The sequence below is a fragment of the Pseudomonas sp. GB2N2 genome (assembly GCF_054897705.1).
Window position 1 is genome coordinate 4,282,816 of sequence record NZ_CM142701.1, and the last position, 19,610, is coordinate 4,302,425.

The 19,610-nt window shown below is 61.2% G+C and carries 18 protein-coding genes; 12 read left to right on the forward strand and 6 right to left on the reverse strand.

From position 1 onward, the window contains the following. Positions 1–29 precede the first annotated feature (29 nt). Positions 30–2,942, reverse strand: a complete 2,913-nt coding sequence (locus tag ACYZT4_RS19725) for an aminotransferase (protein WP_461982455.1) — start codon at positions 2,940–2,942, stop codon at positions 30–32. A 177-nt stretch (positions 2,943–3,119) separates the two neighbouring features. On the opposite strand from ACYZT4_RS19725, the gene rfbB reads away from it, so the two are divergent. From rfbB to ACYZT4_RS19760, 7 genes are read left to right on the forward strand one after another with little or no spacing between them, the layout of a single operon-like run. Next, entirely contained in the window at positions 3,120–4,202 is a 1,083-nt protein-coding gene (gene rfbB, locus ACYZT4_RS19730; protein ID WP_461982457.1) for a dTDP-glucose 4,6-dehydratase, read from the forward strand. Further along, on the forward strand, positions 4,199–5,074 hold the full coding sequence (gene rfbA, locus ACYZT4_RS19735; protein ID WP_461982459.1) for a glucose-1-phosphate thymidylyltransferase RfbA: 876 nt from the start codon (positions 4,199–4,201) through the stop codon (positions 5,072–5,074). Before rfbB ends, rfbA begins: the two co-directional genes overlap by 4 nt. Further along, positions 5,071–5,616, forward strand: a complete 546-nt coding sequence (gene rfbC, locus ACYZT4_RS19740; protein WP_461982461.1) for a dTDP-4-dehydrorhamnose 3,5-epimerase — start codon at positions 5,071–5,073, stop codon at positions 5,614–5,616. The genes rfbA and rfbC overlap by 4 nt, the downstream gene beginning before the upstream one ends. Beyond that, positions 5,613–6,479 (forward strand): dTDP-4-dehydrorhamnose reductase, encoded by an 867-nt coding sequence (gene rfbD / locus ACYZT4_RS19745; RefSeq protein WP_461982463.1) that lies wholly within the window; start codon positions 5,613–5,615, stop codon positions 6,477–6,479. The genes rfbC and rfbD overlap by 4 nt, the downstream gene beginning before the upstream one ends. Before the next feature lie 36 nt (positions 6,480–6,515). Continuing rightward, a complete protein-coding gene (locus ACYZT4_RS19750) occupies positions 6,516–8,324 on the forward strand; it encodes a sensor histidine kinase (RefSeq protein WP_461982465.1) in 1,809 nt (602 codons plus the stop codon). Beyond that, on the forward strand, positions 8,321–9,706 hold the full coding sequence (locus tag ACYZT4_RS19755) for a sigma-54-dependent transcriptional regulator (protein WP_461982467.1): 1,386 nt from the start codon (positions 8,321–8,323) through the stop codon (positions 9,704–9,706). The genes ACYZT4_RS19750 and ACYZT4_RS19755 overlap by 4 nt, the downstream gene beginning before the upstream one ends. A 40-nt stretch (positions 9,707–9,746) precedes the next feature. Further along, the gene (locus tag ACYZT4_RS19760) at positions 9,747–10,202 is read left to right on the forward strand and encodes a thioesterase domain-containing protein (protein WP_461982469.1); all 456 of its coding nucleotides are present in this window, start codon (positions 9,747–9,749) and stop codon (positions 10,200–10,202) included. Here the strand turns inward: ACYZT4_RS19760 and cysQ are convergent. Further along, positions 10,193–11,038, reverse strand: a complete 846-nt coding sequence (gene cysQ / locus ACYZT4_RS19765) for a 3'(2'),5'-bisphosphate nucleotidase CysQ (protein ID WP_461982471.1) — start codon at positions 11,036–11,038, stop codon at positions 10,193–10,195. The two genes, ACYZT4_RS19760 and cysQ, sit on opposite strands and share 10 nt — an antisense overlap. Then, on the reverse strand, positions 11,035–11,601 hold the full coding sequence (nudE, locus tag ACYZT4_RS19770; protein WP_461982473.1) for an ADP compounds hydrolase NudE: 567 nt from the start codon (positions 11,599–11,601) through the stop codon (positions 11,035–11,037). The genes cysQ and nudE overlap by 4 nt, the downstream gene beginning before the upstream one ends. A 90-nt stretch (positions 11,602–11,691) precedes the next feature. On the opposite strand from nudE, the gene yrfG reads away from it, so the two are divergent. Beyond that, complete coding sequence (yrfG, locus tag ACYZT4_RS19775; RefSeq protein ID WP_461982475.1) at positions 11,692–12,354, forward strand: GMP/IMP nucleotidase; 663 nt, start codon at positions 11,692–11,694, stop codon at positions 12,352–12,354. Between the two features lie 43 nt (positions 12,355–12,397). Here yrfG and lysM read toward each other — a convergent pair whose 3' ends face one another. Next, positions 12,398–12,847, reverse strand: a complete 450-nt coding sequence (gene lysM / locus ACYZT4_RS19780; RefSeq protein WP_150712480.1) for a peptidoglycan-binding protein LysM — start codon at positions 12,845–12,847, stop codon at positions 12,398–12,400. Between the two features lie 138 nt (positions 12,848–12,985). Here lysM and ACYZT4_RS19785 point away from each other — a divergent pair, with 138 nt between their 5' ends. The 4 genes from ACYZT4_RS19785 to ACYZT4_RS19800 all read left to right on the forward strand — a co-directional run bounded on the left by ACYZT4_RS19785 (position 12,986) and on the right by ACYZT4_RS19800 (position 17,865). Further along, positions 12,986–13,873: a LysR family transcriptional regulator gene (locus ACYZT4_RS19785; RefSeq protein WP_461982477.1), complete on the forward strand. Its 888-nt coding sequence runs from the start codon at positions 12,986–12,988 to the stop codon at positions 13,871–13,873. 94 nt (positions 13,874–13,967) lie between these two features. Continuing rightward, complete coding sequence (fdhD, locus tag ACYZT4_RS19790; protein WP_461982479.1) at positions 13,968–14,807, forward strand: formate dehydrogenase accessory sulfurtransferase FdhD; 840 nt, start codon at positions 13,968–13,970, stop codon at positions 14,805–14,807. Continuing rightward, entirely contained in the window at positions 14,804–17,152 is a 2,349-nt protein-coding gene (locus ACYZT4_RS19795; protein WP_461982481.1) for an FdhF/YdeP family oxidoreductase, read from the forward strand. The genes fdhD and ACYZT4_RS19795 overlap by 4 nt, the downstream gene beginning before the upstream one ends. A gap of 233 nt (positions 17,153–17,385) precedes the next feature. Continuing rightward, positions 17,386–17,865: a glycine zipper domain-containing protein gene (locus tag ACYZT4_RS19800; protein WP_461982483.1), complete on the forward strand. Its 480-nt coding sequence runs from the start codon at positions 17,386–17,388 to the stop codon at positions 17,863–17,865. Positions 17,866–17,933: 68 nt separating this feature from the next. On the opposite strand, the gene ACYZT4_RS19805 is transcribed toward ACYZT4_RS19800, so the two are convergent. Together ACYZT4_RS19805 and ACYZT4_RS19810 are read right to left on the reverse strand one after the other, a co-directional pair. Continuing rightward, on the reverse strand, positions 17,934–18,353 hold the full coding sequence (locus ACYZT4_RS19805) for an acyl-CoA thioesterase (protein ID WP_461982485.1): 420 nt from the start codon (positions 18,351–18,353) through the stop codon (positions 17,934–17,936). After that, positions 18,350–19,576 carry a 3-hydroxyacyl-CoA dehydrogenase gene (locus tag ACYZT4_RS19810; RefSeq protein ID WP_461982487.1) on the reverse strand — a complete coding sequence of 409 codons (1,227 nt, stop codon included), beginning with the start codon at positions 19,574–19,576 and terminating at the stop codon, positions 18,350–18,352. Before ACYZT4_RS19810 ends, ACYZT4_RS19805 begins: the two co-directional genes overlap by 4 nt. Positions 19,577–19,610 lie beyond the last annotated feature (34 nt).

The window sequence follows — 19,610 nt, forward strand, 5'->3', positions numbered from 1 at the left end:
CAAGCCGGCTCCTGCAGGGGGTTATGTGTTTACAGACCCTCCTCCAACACCTTCGCCAACATGTCGACAAAAAAATCCACACTCTCCCGGGACGTCACCATCGGCGGTTTGATTTTGAGCACGTTCAAATAATCCCCCGTCGGTTGCATGAAAATCCCCAACTCCCGCAAACGATCACACAATGCGGTGGTTTCTTCGGTCGCCGGTTCCAGGGTTTCACGGTCGCGTATCAATTCCACGCCCAGGTAAAACCCGGAACCGTGCACCGCCCCCACCAGCGGATGACTGTCGATCAACGCTTCCAGCCGCTCCTTGAAATAGCCGCCCACGACCTGAGCGTTTTCCCAGAGTTTTTCTTCTTCCATCACATCCAGAACCGCCATCCCGATCTGGCAACTGACCGGGCTGCCACCCGCCGACGAGAAGAAATAACCCTCGGCCTCCAGCGCTTCGGCGATTTCCCGGCGAGTGATCACTGCGCCCAATGGTTGGCCGTTGCCCATGCCTTTGGCCATGGTGATGATGTCCGGCACCACGCCCTGCTCTTCGAAACCCCAGAAGAAACGGCCCATGCGGCCGTAGCCGACCTGCACTTCGTCGGCGATGCACACGCCGCCCTGAGCGCGAACCAAGCCGTAAACCTGCTTTAAATACCCCGGCGGCAGCGAGATGCCGCCGGCGTTGCCGTACACCGGTTCGCAGATAAAACCTGCCAGCGGGCGCCCTTGCGCGGCGATTTTCACCAGGTTGTGTTCGACGCTGCGCACATAGTCCGCCGCGCTGTCCGGGCCACGGAATTCGCCGCGATAGGTGTTCGGCGCGAGCACCGGATGAACCCAGTCGGGACGGCTGCTCAGGGCCTTCGGGTTGTCGGCAATCGAGGTCGATACCGCGTCCGCGCCCACCGTCCAGCCGTGATAGGCCTCCAGCACGCTGACGATGTCGCGACCGCCGCTGTAGGCCCACGCCAGACGGATCGCCAGGTCGTTGGCTTCGCTGCCGCTGTTGACCAGGAATACCCGGTCCATGCCATCGGGCGACAACTTCAAAAGACGCTCGGAAAACTCCGCAACCGCCGCGTAGTTGAACCGCGAGTTGGTATTGAGCAGCGACCACTGACGGCTGGCCACCGCGGCCATGCGCGGATGCCCGTGGCCAAGCACCGCGACGTTGTTGAGCATGTCGAGATAGGAGCGGCCCTGCATGTCGATCAGGTGGTTGCGCCAGCCACGTTCAATACGCGGTGGATCGACGTAATAGTGTTTCTGGGTCCGAGCGAAACTTGCGTCGCGACGCGCCAGCAAGGTCTGCGAATCAAGCTCCACTTCGGCATCGCACGCCAGCCCCAGCAGTGTCGCCGGCGACGGACACAACGCTTGCCAGGCTTTCGCGCGCGAGGGCGTGCTGAACAACGGCGCATCCAGCGCAGCACCGCGGCACAATTGCACCCGTAACGGCCCACTGACCACCCCCAGCACCTGGCCTTTGACCAGCGCCGCACCGGTGTGCAGCGACGGCGTGACGCCCCACAACCGCACGCTCAATTGCGGGCCGTCCAGTTGCAGCACACCCGGCGATGGTTGGTGGACGACCCCGGCGAACGGCGACTCGACCGCCGTGCCATGGGGCACTCGCAACTCGACATGCAGCGGGCAGGTGTCCGGTTCGCTGGCACTGTCGGGGCGCGTACGGGACAACCGGTATTGTCCGTAACGGCTCGCCGCCAAGCCGTGTGCCGCCGCCGCATCGCTCAACAGACGCTGATCGATCCCGTCCTGCTCCCAGTTACCCGCCTCGAAATGCGGGCTGAGTACACTCAGGTCAATCAAGGCGAACTCACGCCCGACCAGGCCTGGCAGCAGCGGCGCAAAGCCCTCGCTGTCGAAGTCTGGCAGGCGTTGTCCGACAGACCTCAGGATCGCCGCTTCCATCAACGCCAGCGGCACCGAAGTGGCCACGCGGAAAATTTCCCATTCGTGGGTCAGATTGTCGCGACTGTATTGGTTATCCGGATCGATGCTGACCTGCTGTTCGCCGCTGAGTACCAGCACCGCCGCCCGCGCGACGATCAGCGGCCACAGCGCCAGCAGCTCTTCGTGTTGCAGCGGATTGACCGCGTGATAGGCCTGTACCGCCGGCAAAATGTAGAACGGGTCGCCATCGGCATGGTGCAGCAACGCCGCGCAGGTCACCGACAGGTCGGTGATGCGCCAGGTGCGGATCAGGTCGCCAAAATCGATCACGCCCTGCAGGCGCCACTGCCTTTGTGCATCGCGCTGCCAGACCACATTGTCATCGGTGATGTCCATGTGAATGGCCTGCACCGGCAATTTATCCACTAAAGGTCGCAGATGCCCCTCGGCCTGTCCGGCTGCTTCGGCGATCAACGCTCGCTGTGCGTCATCCTTAACAACCGGCAGCAAATGCGCGATCAGGGCGCTGGCGTGGCGGGCATCCCACTGAAGGGTGCGCTCGAGACCGGGATGGTTGAACCCGGCTAATGCCTGGTCCATTTCACCGCACAGCCGACCGAAGCCCGCCACCACTGCAGAGGGCAAATGGTCCAGTTGCGTGAGCGATTGACCCTCGATGTATTCGAGCAGGCGTACGTGAACCGATTGCCCGGCGACTTCAAGCGACAGCAGATCGGCGCCGTTCTGCGCGGCAATAACCCGCGGCACCGGCATGCCGGAGTGCTCGGCCAAGTGCTTTAGCCCTGCGTGCTGGGCCTGCAGCTCCAGCGCCGAATAGTCGCCGCGGCAGATTTTCAGGACGAAACGTCCTTCCTTGCTGTCGACCCGGTAGTTGAGATCCTGCTGGCTGCCGAGTGCCTGTAAGCGTCCACTCAACCGGTAATGCCCCTCGAGCAGCTGTAGCGCTTGCGCCGCAGAGACCTGCGGGCTGGGCAAACTGGCGCGATGAATCAACGTGGCAAGCGGCATACAACAACCCCTGAAATGTTATTAGGCGCTTATATCGCCACCGCGCCACTCGATAATCAACCCCCTGTTAATGCGTGAAAATCCAAATAGCCGTCACAACCCTATTGCGCCACCCCGCGCCTGCCGACAAGCTATGCTCATGTGCTTCAATCGTCTTACAGATAAAGGCTGGCCTACATGCGTATTCTCATCACCGGCGGTGCCGGTTTCATTGGTTCTGCCCTGGTGCGCCAGCTGATTCGGCACACCAAACACGAAGTGCTCAATCTCGACAAACTGACCTACGCCGGCAATCTGGAATCGCTGACCAGCATCGCCAGTGATACGCGCTACGAATTCGTTCAGGCCGATATCGTTGATCAGGCCGCCGTCAGTGCGGTGCTGGCACGTTTCCAGCCCCACGCGATCATGCATTTGGCAGCGGAATCCCACGTCGACCGTTCCATCGATGGCCCATCGGATTTCATTCAAACCAATATCGTCGGCACCTATAGCCTGCTGGAGGCCACCCGCGCCTACTGGCAGACGCTGGCCGAGCCCGAGAAGAGCGCGTTCCGCTTCCATCACATCTCTACCGACGAAGTGTACGGCGACCTGCACGGCGTCGATGACCTGTTCACGGAAACCACCCCCTACGCGCCGAGCTCGCCGTATTCCGCCAGCAAAGCCGCTTCCGATCACTTGGTCCGCGCCTGGCAACGCACGTACGGCCTGCCCGTGCTGCTGACCAACTGCTCGAACAATTACGGGCCGTTCCACTTTCCCGAAAAACTGATCCCGCTGGTGATTCTCAACGCCCTGGCCGGCAAACCGCTGCCGGTTTACGGTAACGGCTTGCAGGTTCGTGACTGGCTGTTTGTCGAGGATCACGCCCGGGCCTTGTTCAAAGTGGTGACCGAAGGCGTGGTCGGCGAGACCTACAACATCGGCGGTCACAACGAACAGAAGAATATCGACGTGGTGCGCGGCATCTGCGCCCTGCTCGAAGAGCTGGCGCCGAACAAGCCTGAAGGCGTCGCTCATTTTGCCGACCTGATTACCTTCGTCCAGGACCGTCCTGGCCATGACCAGCGCTACGCGATCGATGCCAGCAAGATCGAGCGCGAACTCGGCTGGGTGCCCGAAGAAACGTTCGAAAGCGGCCTGCGCAAAACTGTGCAGTGGTATCTGGACAACCTGGAGTGGTGCCGCCGTGTCCAGGACGGCAGCTATCAGGGTGAACGACTGGGCGCCATCAATACCAAGGAGTTGATCGCATGATGAAAGGAATTGTTCTGGCCGGTGGTTCGGGCACGCGTCTGCACCCGATCACGCTGGGCGTGTCCAAACAGCTGTTGCCGGTCTACGATAAACCGATGATCTACTACCCGATCTCGGTTCTGATGCTGGCTGGCATCAAGGAAATCCTGGTGATTTCCACTCCGCAGGATTTACCGCAGTACCGCAATCTGTTGGGTGACGGCAGTCAGTTCGGTGTGCATTTCAGCTACGCCGAACAGCCGACGCCGGACGGCCTGGCCCAAGCCTTTCTGATCGGTGAGCAATTCATTGGCACAGATCCGGTGTGCCTGATTCTCGGCGACAACATCTTTCATGGTCAGCGTTTCAGCGAGCAGCTGGCTAATGCAGTTGATCGCACGTCTGGCGCCACCGTGTTCGGTTACTGGGTCAAAGACCCGGAGCGCTTCGGCGTGATTGATTTCGACGACCAAGGCCGCGCCCTGTCGATCGAAGAAAAACCGAAAGCCCCAAAATCCAGTTATGCAGTAACCGGCCTGTACTTCTATGACAACAGCGTGATCGAGATCGCCAAAGCCGTGAAGCCCTCACCCCGCGGCGAGCTGGAAATCACCGACGTCAACAATGCCTACCTCAAGCGCGGCGATTTGCAGGTCGAGCGTTTCGGACGCGGTTTCGCCTGGCTGGATACCGGCACTCACGACAGCCTGCTCGAAGCATCCCAGTACGTGCAGACCATCGAGCATCGCCAAGGGCTGAAAGTCGCCTGCCTCGAAGAGATTGCTTACCAGAACGGCTGGATCAGTCGCGAGCGTTTGATCGAGCGCGCCCAGTATTTTGGCAAGACCGGTTATGGTCAGTACCTGTTCAAACTGGCTGAGGGTGGACAATGAAGGTCATCGAAACCGCGCTGCCGGAAGTGTTGATCCTTGAGCCCAAGGTCTTCGGCGACGAGCGCGGCTTTTTCTACGAAAGCTTCAATGCCAAGGCATTCGAAGACGCGACCGGTCTGAAGCGGCAGTTCGTTCAGGACAACCATTCCGGCTCGCAGAAAGGCGTGCTGCGTGGTCTTCACTACCAACTGGAAAACACCCAGGGAAAACTGGTGCGGGTGACGGCCGGCGAAGTACTTGATGTCGCCGTCGATGTTCGACGCAGCTCAAAGAACTTCGGCAAGTGGGTCTCGGTGCGCCTGTCCGCAGACAACCGTCGTCAAATGTGGGTGCCGGAAGGTTTTGCCCATGGTTTCGTGGTGCTGAGCGACTTTGCCGAGTTCCTATACAAGACCACGGACTATTACAACCCGACTGCCGAGCGCTGCATCCGCTGGGACGATCCGACGCTCGCCATCGATTGGCAACTGGATGCAGCACCCCAGCTTTCGGCCAAAGACCAACTGGGTAAAACCTTGCAGGAGATTGATCTGTTTCCATGAGAATTCTCATCAGCGGTCAGGGTCAGGTTTCAACAGAGTTGCAGAATCGACTGGGTACTCTCGGAGAGTTGGTGGTCCTGAGCCGCGATCAACTGGACCTGGCCCAACCGGAGCAGATTCGTCGCGAGGTGCGGCGTGTTCGTCCGGATCTGATCATCAACGCTGCGGCGTATACCGCGGTGGACAAGGCTGAGGGCGATGCGGCCGCCGCTTTCGCCGTCAACGCCGAGGCCCCGGGTATTTTCGCCGAGGAAGCCTCGGCGCTGGGTATTGCGCTGATCCACTACTCCACCGATTACGTGTTCGATGGCAGCAAGACCGCGCCGTATAACGAAGCCGACACGCCAAACCCGCTGGGCGTTTACGGCCAGAGCAAACTGGCCGGCGAACACGCGATCACGGCGGTACAAGGCCAGCACCTGATCTTGCGCACAAGTTGGGTTTACTCCAACCACGGCCGCAATTTCCTGCTGACCATGCAACGCCTGTTGCAAGAAAAACCGGAACTGCGCGTGGTCGCCGATCAGATCGGCGCGCCGACCTGGGCAGGCACGATCGCCAGCAGCACCCTCGCTCTGATCAAGCGCTGGCAAGCAGGACAAGCGGGAGCCTGGGGCACTTATCACCTGACCGCACAGGGTGAAACCTCATGGTTCGGTTTCACCCAGGCCATCGGCGAAGCGCTGCGCGAACAGGGCAAGCCTTGCGCAAGCCTGCTGCCGATCCCGTCCAGCGACTATCCGACGCCCGCCGCCCGCCCGCTCAACTCGCGTCTGGATTGCACGCGCCTGCACCGCGAATGGGGTGTCAGTCAGCCTGACTGGCAGACCGCGTTGCGCGAGTGTCTTGCCGGGCAAGCCTAGGCATAATGCGCCTGTACCCACAGGCGCCTGATCCTCATGAATCCGACCCTCCCCCGTCGACCCCGCTGGCGCAGCCTGGCCCTGCTCGCGCTGTGCCTGGCGCCATTGCTATGGCCGCTCGAGCATCTGGCCGAGCGTTATTACCGCAGTGAGCTGGCCGGGCAGAACCGCCAGACCCTCGACCTGTACGTCGCCAACCTGCTGGGCACCCTACATCGCTACGAGGTGTTGCCGCAGATTCTGGGTGACCTGCCGGCCCTGCGCGCGGACCTGTCGACACCGGACGACGGCGTTGCGCAAGGCAACGCCAACCGGTTGCTGAAGAACATCAGCGCCCAGACCGGCGCCGAAGTCATGTACCTGATGGACACCACGGGCAAGACGCTCGCCGCCTCCAACTGGGATAAACACGACAGTTTCGTCGGGCGCAATTTCGCCTTTCGGCCGTATTTCAGCGAAGCCATGGCCGGGCGCCTCGGGCGTTTCTTCGGCCTGGGCACCACGTCGGCCAAACGTGGCTATTTCTTCGCGGCAGCGGTCCGAGACCGGGAAAAAATCATCGGCGTGCTGGTGGTCAAGGTCGACCTCGACCACACCGAAAGCCTCTGGGGTAAAACCCCTGAACAACTGCTGGTCACCGACCACAACGGCGTGGTCATCCTCACTTCGCGGCCGGAGTGGCGATTCGGTTCGACCCGGCCATTGAGCGACGCCGAGCACGCAGCGATCACGGCGATTCAACCCTACCCGACCCGCGAACCCCAGCCGTTGAATCTCAACCCTGACGCCTGGCTGACCCAGACCCGGCAAATCGACGAAACCGGCTGGAGCGTCAGCATCCTCGCACCGCGTACGCTGATTGATCGCCCGGTGCGCACGGTCGTCGCCATCGGCGGCGCGACGTTGTTGGTGTTGATGCTGCTGCTCGGGCTGATGATGCAGCGCCGCCGTCATTACCTCGAACGGATCGCCTTCGAAGCCAAGGCCCGGCGGGAACTGGAAGGCCGCGTTGCCGAGCGAACCAGCGATCTGGAAGGCCTCAACCGCCGACTGAAACAGGAAGTGCTGGAGCGCGAACACGCGCAGCAGGAACTGGTGCGCGCCCAGGATGACCTGGTGCAGGCCGGCAAACTCTCGGCGCTGGGGACCATGTCGGCGAGCATCAGCCACGAACTCAACCAGCCGCTGGCGGCGATCCGCAGCTACGCGGAAAACGCCGAAGTGCTGCTCGATCATCAGCGCACCGACGATGCGCGCGGCAACCTCAAGTTGATCAGCGAACTGACCGGGCGCATGGCCTCGATCATCGCGCACCTGCGCGCGTTTGCCCGACGTGATCGCCACGCACCGGAAAGCGTGGCGCTGCAGCCGGCGCTGGATGACGCACTGGCGCTGCTGGCCAAGCGCCGACGGAGCATGGAAGTCGAGCTGATCCGCGATTTGCCCGCCGCGGCACTGTGGGTCGAAGCCGGGGAAACCCGTCTGCGTCAGGTGCTTGGCAACCTGCTGGCCAATGCCCTGGACGCGCTGACGGAAAAAGGCCCGCCGCGTAAACTCTGGCTGAGTGCCCAATCCACCGCTGATGGCGTCAATCTGTACATTCGCGACAACGGCCCGGGGTTTTGCATGGAAGCGCTTGGCCGCGCCAGCGAGCCTTTCTACACCACCAAGACCCGCACGCAAGGGCTGGGTCTGGGGCTGGCGATTTGCGAAACGCTGATGCGTGCCTTCGGCGGTGAATTGTCGTTCTCCAACCACAAGGAGGGCGGCGCCCTGATTACCCTGAAACTGCGCGCTGGCGCACCGGGCGTGAGCCTGCAACCGTCTGAGGACCGAAGTGCATGACCATCGACAACCGCATCCAGGTCGTGCTGATCGACGATGATCCCCACCTGCGCCAGGCCCTGAGCCAGACATTGGACCTGGCCGGCCTGAAAATCCTGCCGCTGGCCGAAGCCAAGGGCCTGGCCGGGCAACTGGAACGCGACTGGCCGGGCGTGGTGGTCAGCGACATCCGCATGCCGGGCATGGACGGTCTTGAGTTGCTGACCGAACTGCACGCCCAGGACCCGGAGCTGCCAGTGCTGCTGATCACCGGTCACGGCGACGTGCCGCTGGCGGTGCAAGCGATGCGCGCCGGGGCGTATGACTTCCTCGAGAAACCCTTCGCCAGCGACGCTCTGCTCGACAGCGTGCGCCGCGCGTTGGCCCTGCGCCGATTGGTGCTGGACAACCGTAGCCTGCGGCTGGCCCTGAGTGATCGCAACGAACTGAGCACCCGACTGGTCGGGCAATCCGCACCGATGCTGCGTCTGCGCGAGCAGATCGGCGCGCTGGCGGCGACCCGGGCCGACGTGCTGATTCTCGGCGAAACCGGCGCCGGCAAAGAGGTCGTGGCGCGAGCGCTGCACGATTTGTCGAGCCGGCGTAACGGCCCGTTCGTGGCGATCAACGCCGGAGCGCTGGCCGAGTCGGTGGTGGAAAGTGAGCTGTTCGGTCACGAGCCGGGCGCGTTCACCGGTGCGCAAAAGCGTCGCATCGGCAAATTCGAATTCGCCAATGGCGGCACACTGTTCCTGGATGAAATCGAGAGCATGAGCCTCGACGTGCAGGTGAAACTACTGCGCTTGCTGCAAGAGCGGGTGGTCGAGCGTCTGGGCGGCAATCAACTGATCCCGCTGGACATCCGCATCATCGCCGCGACCAAGGAAGACTTGCGCCAGTCTGCCGATCAGGGCCGCTTTCGCGCCGACTTGTATTACCGCCTGAACGTCGCACCGCTGCGCATTCCGCCGCTGCGCGAGCGCGGTGAAGATGCGCTGATGCTGTTCCAGCACTTCGCCGATGAAGCCAGCGCCCGCCATGGTTTGCCGCCCCATGAACTGCAACCGGGGCAACGGGCCTTGCTGCTGCGCCACAATTGGCCGGGCAACGTACGGGAACTGCAAAACGCCGCCGAACGGTTTGCCTTGGGCCTGGAACTGGCGCTGGACAGCAGCGCGCCGGAGGGCGGCGCGGGCATCACGATTGAAATGGTCAGCGGCGGGTTGAGCGAGCAGGTGGAAAACTTCGAGAAATCATTGATTGCCGCTGAGCTGGCGCGTTCGCACAACTCGGTTCGCAGCCTCGCCGAAGCGCTCGGCATTCCGCGCAAGACCTTGCACGACAAGCTGCGCAAGCATGGGCTGAACTTCGCCGATCACTCTGCGGCGGACGAACTCGATTGAGCCACCGTAAAACATTCCTCTGCCAACAAAAGGCCCCGTCATGAGCCGCGACAGTCGTCATCTGGAATCAGTCCTGCATCGCGACATTCCCCTGACGCAAGCCATGGGTATCAAAGTGCTCGACTGGCACGACCAGCAACTGCGGCTGTTCTTGCCGCTGGAGGCCAACGTCAATCACAAGAGCACGATGTTCGGCGGCAGCCTGTATTGCGGCGCGGTGCTGGCGGGCTGGGGCTGGCTGCATTTGCGCTTGCGCGAGGAAGGCATTGAGGACGGGCATATCGTGATTCACGAGGGGCAGATCAGCTATCCGCTGCCGGTGACGATGGACGCGACGGCGATTTGCCAGCCGCCGAGTGCAGCAGTGTGGAAGAAGTTTTTGGCGATGTATCAGCGTTATGGAAGGGCGCGGTTGGCGCTGCATTCACGGATCGTCAACGCCGACAGCGATGAGGATGCGGTGACGTTCACCGGGCAGTACGTCCTTCACCGCTGAGCAGGCACCTGCAAGGTTGCGAGCTTGAGCAGTTTTTCGCGCCACGCCGCTTTCGCCGGCAGCGCCAGGAAAAACTCATTCAACAACGATTCCCGCGCCGGATAGCTGAACGGCGCACCGCGCAAATCCAGCACTTCTCCGCCCGCCCCTTCCAGTACACCCTGCGCCGCCGCCGTGTCCCACTGCGAAGTCGGTGCCAGACGCGGATAACAATCCGCCGCGCCCTCAGCCAATAGGCAAAACTTCAAAGAGCTGCCGATGTTGGCCAGCTTCAGTTGACCGAGGCTGTCACTCAATCCGGCCAGCAACCTTTCCTGTTCGGGACTCGAATGTCGACGACTGGCAACCACGGTGAACGCCTCACCGGGCGGCGGCACTTCACGCACGTGAATTGGCAACGGCTCAGCGCCTTTATCACCACGCCAGGCGCCAAGCCCGGCGCCACCGACGTAGAAGCGCTCGTTAGTCGGCATAGATACCACGCCAAATACCACACGGCCGTGCTCGATCAACGCGATGTTGACGGTGAACTCTTCGCTGCCGGCGATGAATTCCTTGGTGCCGTCCAGCGGATCGACCAGCCACCAGCGCTGCCAGCCGGCACGCACGCTCAGGGGAATATTGGCGTCTTCTTCAGACAGCACCGGAATGCTCGGGTCCAGCGCCGTCAATCCGGCCAGTATCAAATGGTGAGCGGCCAGGTCGGCGGCGGTCACCGGGGAATCGTCAGCCTTGGCGGTCACGGCAGTGCCGGTGCGCCAAAATGGCAGGATCGCGTTGCCAGCCCTCAACGCCAGTTCAACCACTGGCGCCATCAACGGATGCGGGAAATTCATGGCAGGAACACCCCACGCTGAGTCAGCAGGTCACGGGCCAGGTACAACGCCGCCAAGGCGCGGCCCTCGGTGAATTTCGGGTTCTGTGCCAGCGCCGACAGTTCGCGCAGATTGACCTTGTCCACGCCCATCGGCTCGGGCTCGTCACCTTCCAGGCTTTCTTCATAGAGGTCGGTGGCGAGAACCACCTGGATCTTCTGGCTCATGTAACCGGGCGACAACGACAACTCGGTCAGATGCTCCAGCTGTCGCGCGCCATAACCGGCTTCTTCCTTAAGTTCGCGCTCTGCCGCCGCCAGCACGTCTTCACCCGGCTCGATCAAGCCTTTAGGCAGCGACAGCTCATATTCATCGGTGCCGCCGCAATATTCCTCGACCAGCACCGCGTGGTCGGCATCGAGCATCGCCACGATCATCACCGCGCCATACCCGGTGCCCTTGCCGACCAGCCGCTCATAAGTGCGCTCCACGCCATTGGAAAAGCGCAGCTTCAGCTCCTCGACGCAGAACAAACGGCTGGTGGCAACGATCTCGCGGGCGAGGATGGTGGGTTTCTGGCGCATGAGCGGCTCCTTGGCGTTAGCGGGTTACTATACCCGGCCTATCCTGATTGTTGATCCCGGATATCTTTTTTACCGTTGGAGAGGTTTTTTATGTCACTGCTGCCGTGGCGCGACATCGACACCGTTCTGCTGGACATGGACGGCACGCTGCTGGACCTGCACTTCGACAACCATTTCTGGCTGGAACATCTGCCCCAGCGGTACGCCGAATTGCACGGGGTGAGCCGGGCCATGGCCGAGATGGAATTGCAGCCGCTGTTCGAACGCAATGCTGGCCAGTTGCAGTGGTATTGCCTGGATTTCTGGAGTGCCGAGCTGAAGCTGCCGGTGCGCGAACTGAAACTGGAAACCGCGCACCTGATCGCGTTGCGCCCGGATGCGGATACGTTTCTGGCGGCGATCAAACAGGCCGGCAAGCGGGTGGTGATGATCACCAATGCGCACCGTGATTCGCTGTCATTGAAACTGGAAAGAATTGAACTGGCACCTTACTTCGAGCGAATGATCAGCTCGCATGATTACGGGTTTCCCAAGGAGAACCCGCAATTCTGGGAGGCGCTGCAGGCGGATATCGGCTTTGATCCGGCGCGTAGTCTGTTTATCGACGATACGTTGCCGATCCTGCGCAGTGCGCGGGATTTCGGGGTGGCGCATTTGTTGGCGGTGAAGGAACCGGACAGCCGCAAAGGACCGAAGGACACGGCGGAGTTTGTGGCGGTGGTCGATTACCGCGAGCTTATTGCAGGGCTTTGATTCCCCGTAGGAGCAGCCTTCGGCAGCTCCTACGGGCCTCACATTATTCAGGAATCCGCAACGACTGCCCCGGATAGATCTTGTTCACATCCTTGAGCATCGGCTTGTTCGCCTCGAAGATCTTTTGATACTTGTTGGCATCGCCATACACGCGCAAGGAAATCGCGCTGAGGGTGTCGCCCTTTTCGACCACGACAAATTTTGCCGCAACGACCACTGGCCCGGTCACGGTGATCTGGTCTTCAACACCACTGACGCCAGCCACATTGCCCAGCGACAGGAGGATTTTTTCTTTCTCTTCCTGGGTCGCGGCCTCGCCACTGGCGATGACTTTATCGCCCTCGACCTTTACTTGAATCTTCGACGTGTCGATGCCCGTCAGCGCATCCTTCACGTGCTTGGTCAGCGCCTCGCTATTGGCTTCGGCCTTGTCCGGCGTCAGCGCATCGAGAATTTTTTCACCGGCTTCTTTAAGAAAACTGAAAAGGCTCATCGTGTGCTCTCCATGGATTAAAAGTTGTCCAGACGCGAAAGCCTAGACCAAGGTAGCCACACTCGTTTTCCACCCGACCAATGACGCCACTCACCGCCAGGCGCTAGAATCCCGGCCAACCCGCACCCTGGAGCGAAGATGGACATCAAGCAGCTGAAATTCCTCATCGCCCTCGACGAAACCCGACATTTCGGCCAGGCCGCTGCGCGTTGTCACGTCACCCAGCCAACCTTGTCCATGCGCTTGCGCAGCCTCGAAGAAGAGCTGGAGTTGCCACTGGTCAATCGTGGCCAGCGCTTCGAAGGCTTCACGGCGCCGGGCGAACGGGTGCTGGCCTGGGCGCGAACCGTGCTGGCGGCCTACGACGGCTTGCAGGCCGAAGCCGCCGCCTGCCGCGGCAACCTCGTCGGTACGTTACGCCTCGGTGTGGTGCCGTTGTCCAGTTTTGATCCGCTGCCGCTGTTGCAACGCTTGCACGGCGAACACCCGAGTTTGCGTTTCGAACTCTCGGCGCTGAGCTCCGAGCAGATCCTCGAGCAACTGGCGAACAATCGTCTGGACCTCGGTGTGTCGTACCTGGAGCGTCTGGACGGCGAACGTTTCGACTCCCTGGCCTTCAGCGAAACCCGCATGGGCCTGCTCTACGATCAGCGCTTCTTCACGTTCGGCGAGGCACCGCTGAGCTGGGAGTCGCTGATCGAACTGCCGCTCGGCATGCTTACCAGCGGCATGCATTTCCGCCAATCCATCGACCACAACTTCCACAGCCGCGGCCTCGCCCCGCAACCGTTGTTGCAGACCGATGCCGTGCATCAACTGTTACAGGCTGTACATGGCGGGTTGTGTTGCGCCGTGATGCCCCTGGAAGGCGGCCTGGAAAACCTCACCGATCATTTACGCCTGCAACCGATCGAAAACGCGCAGACCCTTGGCCGGCTAGGGCTGATCATGCGTCGCAGCGCGCCGCGCTCAGCGTTGGCGGAGGCGTGTTTTTCGATCTATCAGCAATCAATGAAAGACTCTTGATCGACGCCATCTATCGGCGGATCAGTAATAGCGATTAGACGCGACAACTTGACGCGCATAGGCTTGAAGCTGACCAATCCGTCGGTGATGCCTCATGAACGCCAAGCGTCCTGTCAGCGCGGCGCCAGCCCTTGAAACGCCCGCGCCCGCCGCCAGCCAGACCTACAGTTACAGCGATCTTCAATACATTGAATCCGCCAGCACCGCACTGGCCGAGGAAGTTGCGTTGGCGATTGCCTACAACGGCATCAGTCAGGCGGTGATGCTGGTGACCCCGACGGACCTGGAAGACTTCATCGTCGGATTCAGCCTCGGCAGCGGCATCATCGAAGACGCCTCCGACATTTATGACCTGCAACTCAGCGGTTCGGGTTCGGCGCACTACGCGCAAGTGACCATCGCCAACCGCGCCTTCTGGAACCTCAAACAGCAGCGTCGGCAACTGGCCGGCACCAGCGGTTGCGGGCTCTGCGGCGTGGAAGCGGTCGAGCAGGCGTTGCCAGACCTCAAAGTGCTGCCCGGTGCGCCGCTGCCGCCCGCCGAATGGCTAGAGGGCCTGCGTCAGCGCATCGGTGCGTTTCAACCGCTGGGCCAGCACTGCGGCGCGGTGCATGCAGCGGTGTTCATGAACGCTCAGGGCGAATTGCTGCTGGGTCGCGAAGACATTGGCCGGCACAACGCCCTCGACAAGCTGATCGGCGGGCTGATCCGGCAGGACATCCCGACCACCGGCGGCCTGGCGATTGTCACCAGTCGTTGCAGCCTCGAATTGATCCAGAAAGTGCTGCGTGCTGGCATCCAGACCCTCGTCAGCCTGTCGGCGCCCACCGGCCTCGCCGTGCAATGGGCCCGTCGTCACAACCTGAACCTTATCCATTTGCCTCAGAAGAATGCGCCGCGGGTCTACAGCCCGGCGTTGGAGAATCAAGCGTGAGCCAACACCGTCAAGCCGACCAGAAACCCGTCCCCCGCTACAAGCCCTACAAAGGCCCGGCCGGCGGCTGGGGCGCGCTGATCAGCGTGGCCCAGGCCTGGTTGACCAGCGACAACGCGCTGAAAAACCTGCGCATCATGCTCAAGACCAACCAGAACGGCGGCTTTGACTGCCCGGGTTGCGCCTGGGGTGATTCCCCGGAAAAAGGCATGGTGATGTTCTGCGAGAACGGCGCCAAAGCGGTGAACTGGGAAGCGACCAAACGGGCGGTCAACCCGGCGTTCTTCGCCAAACACAGCGTCACCTCGCTGCTGGAGCAGAGCGACTACTGGCTTGAATACCAGGGCCGCCTGACCGAGCCAATGAGCTACAACGCCGAAACCGATCGCTATCAACCGATCAGTTGGGACGATGCCTTCACCCTGATCGCCAGGCACCTGCGCGGGTTGTCGAGCCCGGATCAAGCCGAGTTCTACACCTCTGGACGCGCCAGCAACGAAGCAGCGTTTCTCTATCAATTGTTCGTGCGCGCCTATGGCACCAATAATTTCCCCGACTGTTCGAACATGTGCCACGAGGCCAGCGGTGTCGCCTTGGCGCAGAGCGTTGGCGTTGGCAAAGGCACCGTGACCTTCGACGACTTCGAACACGCCGATGCGATTTTCGTCTGGGGCCAGAACCCCGGCACCAACCACCCACGGATGCTCGAACCGCTGCGCGAAGCAGTCAAACGCGGGGCACAAGTGGTGTGCATCAACCCGCTGAAAGAACGTGGACTGGAACGTTTCCAGCACCCGCAGCACCCGATCGAAATGCTCACCAACGGCGACAAGCCAACCAACACCGCGTACTTCCGCCCGGCGCTCGGCGGCGACATGGCGCTGATGCGCGGCATGGCGAAATTTCTGCTGCTATGGGAACGCGATGCGCAGAAAGCCGGTGAACCCGCGGTGTTCGACCACGACTTCCTTAATGAACACAGCGCCAACGTGCTGGAGTACCTGGGTGCCGTCGACGACACCCCGTGGGAGCAGATCGTCGAGCAGTCGGGCCTGACGCTTGTGGAAATCGAGCAAGCGGCGCGCATGTACGCCAAAGGCAAGAACGTGATCATGTGCTGGGCGATGGGGATCACCCAGCATCGCCATTCGGTGCCGACCATCCAGGAAATCGCCAACCTGATGATGCTGCGCGGCAACATCGGCCGGCCCGGCGCCGGATTGTGCCCGGTGCGTGGCCACAGCAACGTGCAAGGCGACCGCACAATGGGCATCAACGAACGTCCTCCAGTAGCATTCCTCGACGCCCTGGAGCGTCGTTTCCAGTTAAAGGTGCCGCGCGAAAACGGCCACAACGTGGTCGAGGCGATTCATGCCATGGCCGACGGCCGGGCGAAAGTCTTCATCGGCCTGGGTGGCAACTTCGCCCAAGCCACGCCAGATAGCCCGCGCACCTTTCAGGCCTTGAGCAATTGCGACCTGACCGTGCAGATCAGCACCAAGCTCAACCGCAGCCATTTGGCCCACGGTAAAGACGCGCTGATCCTGCCGTGCCTCGGTCGCACCGACATCGATGTCCAGACCGAAGGCCCACAGGCAGTGACCGTGGAAGATTCGTTCAGCATGGTCCACGCGTCCAACGGTCAGTTGCAGCCGCTGTCGAGCCAGATGCGTTCCGAACCTGCGATCCTCGCCGGCATCGCCGCCGCGACCCTGGGCAGTAAACCGGTGGACTGGAACTGGCTAGTTGCCGATTACTCGCGCATTCGCGACCTGATCGCCGACACCATTCCGGGCTTCAAGGACTTCAACCAGAAGATCAAGAACCCGGGCGGTTTCTACCTCGGCAACAGCGCCGGCTCCCGTCGCTGGAACACGGCGTCGGGGCGCGCGAATTTCCGTCCGAACGTCCTGCCAAAAGACCTGGTGCACGAGCGCACCCGCGCGACTGGCGTATTGCCGGATCTGATCATGCAGTCCATGCGCTCGCACGATCAGTACAACACCACCATTTACGGCCTCGACGATCGTTATCGCGGTGTGAAAGGTCAGCGGGATGTGTTGTTCGTGAACGAGGCGGACATCATTCGTCTGGGCTTCAAACCGGGGCAGAAGGCCGACATCGTTTCGATCTGGGACGATGGCCGTGAGCGCCGGGTGAAGGGCTTCACGCTGCTGGCGTTTGATATTCCGGCAGGGCAGGCCGCGGCGTACTACCCGGAAGTGAATCCGTTGGTGCCGCTGGAAAGCACCGGGGATGGCAGCCATACGCCGACCTCGAAGTTTGTGGCGATCCGGCTGGAAACGGCGAGTGAGACCGGGTTGATTTTGGCTCAGTCGGCTTAACCATTTGCCTGGTCCGGCCCCGACGAATACGTTCCAATCGCCCACAAAAAAGGCCGTTTTCTCACAAAAACGGCCCTTCCGAAGTAGCTAAAGACCGGCGAAAAACACTTAAGTTCCGCCCAAAAAACAGCAACTTATAGAATTGTGTACAAGTCGTGCTACTCGTCGGATTTCGATTGTCACCACTACGACACAGCCTCAGGATCGCGCCGTCATCCCCTTGAGGTTCCTCTATGAAGTTCTCCTCGATTCTCTTGTTGTCCCTTGGCCTGGTCAGTGGTTTCGCTTCTGCCGGAGGCACCACCGAAGCAGGTGTGGGCGGCGCATTAGGTGGGGTTCTGGGCTCGGTCGTCGGTCAATCGTTAGGCGGCAACACAGGTTCCACCATTGGCGCGGCTTTGGGTGGCGCGGGTGGTAGCGCAGTCGGCGCAGACAAACGCAGCCGCGGCGAAGCAGCCATTGGCGGTGCGTTGGGCGCAGCAGGCGGTAACGTGGTCGGCCGCAGCATGGGCGGCAGCACCGGCAGCCTGATCGGCTCCGCAGCAGGTGGCGGCGCCGGTGGCGCGCTGGGTAACTACATGGGCAACAAGAGCAACGAAGATGATGATCGTCGCTCCTATCGCGGTGGCCGTGACGATCGTCGCTACTACCGTGACGGTCGCCATGATCGTGGCCACCACTACGGCCATCGCAAACATCGCTATCGCGACTGAGGCTGAATCGCCTCGTTTACCGGTAGATCGAAAAATCGCAGCCCAAGGGCTGCGATTTTTTTTGCCAATCAAACCACCAGTTTCTCCAGTGCACCGCGCAACCCGGCGGGAATCGCCACCGGCTGATTCGACTCCCGATCCACAAACACATGGACAAATCGCCCTGCCGCGCAAGCATCGTCTTCGCCGGCCTTGAACACCGCCAGTTCGTATTGCACCGAACTGTTGCCCAACTTGCCCACGCGCAACCCGATCTCGATCCGGTCGGGGAATGCGATGGAGGCAAAATAATCACAGGCTGAACTCACGACAAACCCCACGACTTCGCCGTCATGAATATCCAGGCCGCCGACTTCGATCAGGTAGGTGTTTACCGCCGTGTCGAAGAAGCTGTAATAGGTAACGTTATTGACGTGACCATAGGCATCATTGTCGTGCCAGCGCGTGGTGATGGGCTGGAAGTGCGGATAGTCGGCGCGTAGATTCATGAATTCGCAAACCCCTTACCCAGCGCCGCTAATTCCCCAATCAATCGCGCCGGCTGCCAGTGATCACCCTGCTTTGTTTCAAGCTGCAGCAACCGCTGATGAATATCCGCCAACCCCTGCTGATCCGCCCAGGCCATTGGCCCGCCCTTGGCCGCCGGAAAACCATAACCATTGAGGTACACCAGATCGATGTCGTGCGCTGACGCCGCAATCCCTTCCTGAAGAATCTTCGCGCCCTCGTTCACCAATGCTAGCAAGCAGCGCTCCAGCATCTCCTCAGGCCCGATCTCGTGACGATGGAAGCCCAACCCTTCGCTGACTTCCTGCACCAGCGCATCCACCGTTACATCGTGCTCGGCCTGGCGACTGCCTGCCTCATAGTGGTAATACCCGTTGCCACTCTTCTGGCCAAAACGGCCCCGTTCACACAGGCGGTTGTCGATCTGAATCTCTGGCGCATCCTGCCCCTTGCCCGCCAATTCCCGAGCCCGCCAGCCCAGGTCGATACCAACCACGTCGTACATGCGGAATGGCCCCATGGCGAAACCGAAGCCCTGCAACGCCGCATCTACCTGATAGGGAAAAGCTCCCTCCAGCAGCATCTTGCGCGCTTCGAGCACGTAGGTATTGAGCATGCGATTGCCGATGAAACCCTCGCAATTGCCTGCCACCACGCTAACTTTGCCCATGCGTTTGCCCAGTTCCAGCGCGGCCTCCAGCACAGCCGGTGCGGTTTGTGCGCCGCGCACGACTTCCAGCAGTTTCATGATGTGTGCGGGGCTGAAGAAGTGCAGGCCCAGAATTTGTTGCGGACGGCGAGTGGCTGCGGCAATCGCGTCGATATCCAGCGCCGAGGTGTTGCTCGCCAGAATGGCTTCGGGTTTAAGCAGGCAATCCAGTTCGCGAAAAATTTTCTGCTTCAGCTCGAGGTTTTCGTAGACCGCCTCAATCACCAGATCGACATCACGGATCGCCGCGTAATCGGCAGCCGCCGCGACCCGTGCGATGCGGGCATCGGCGTCAGCCTGATCAATCCGGCCCTGCCGTACGTTGTGCGCATAGGTTTCAGCGACGGAGGCCAAAGCCTGCTGGAGCATTTGCGGGTTGTTATCAACCCATTGCACCGGCACCCCGGCATTGGCCAGGCACATGACAATGCCACGGCCCATGGTGCCCGCCCCGATCACGGCGGCACGCTGAATGTTGAACGGTGTCTGGCTCATGATTGTTCTCTTGTTGGCGATCCAAAGACAGTCC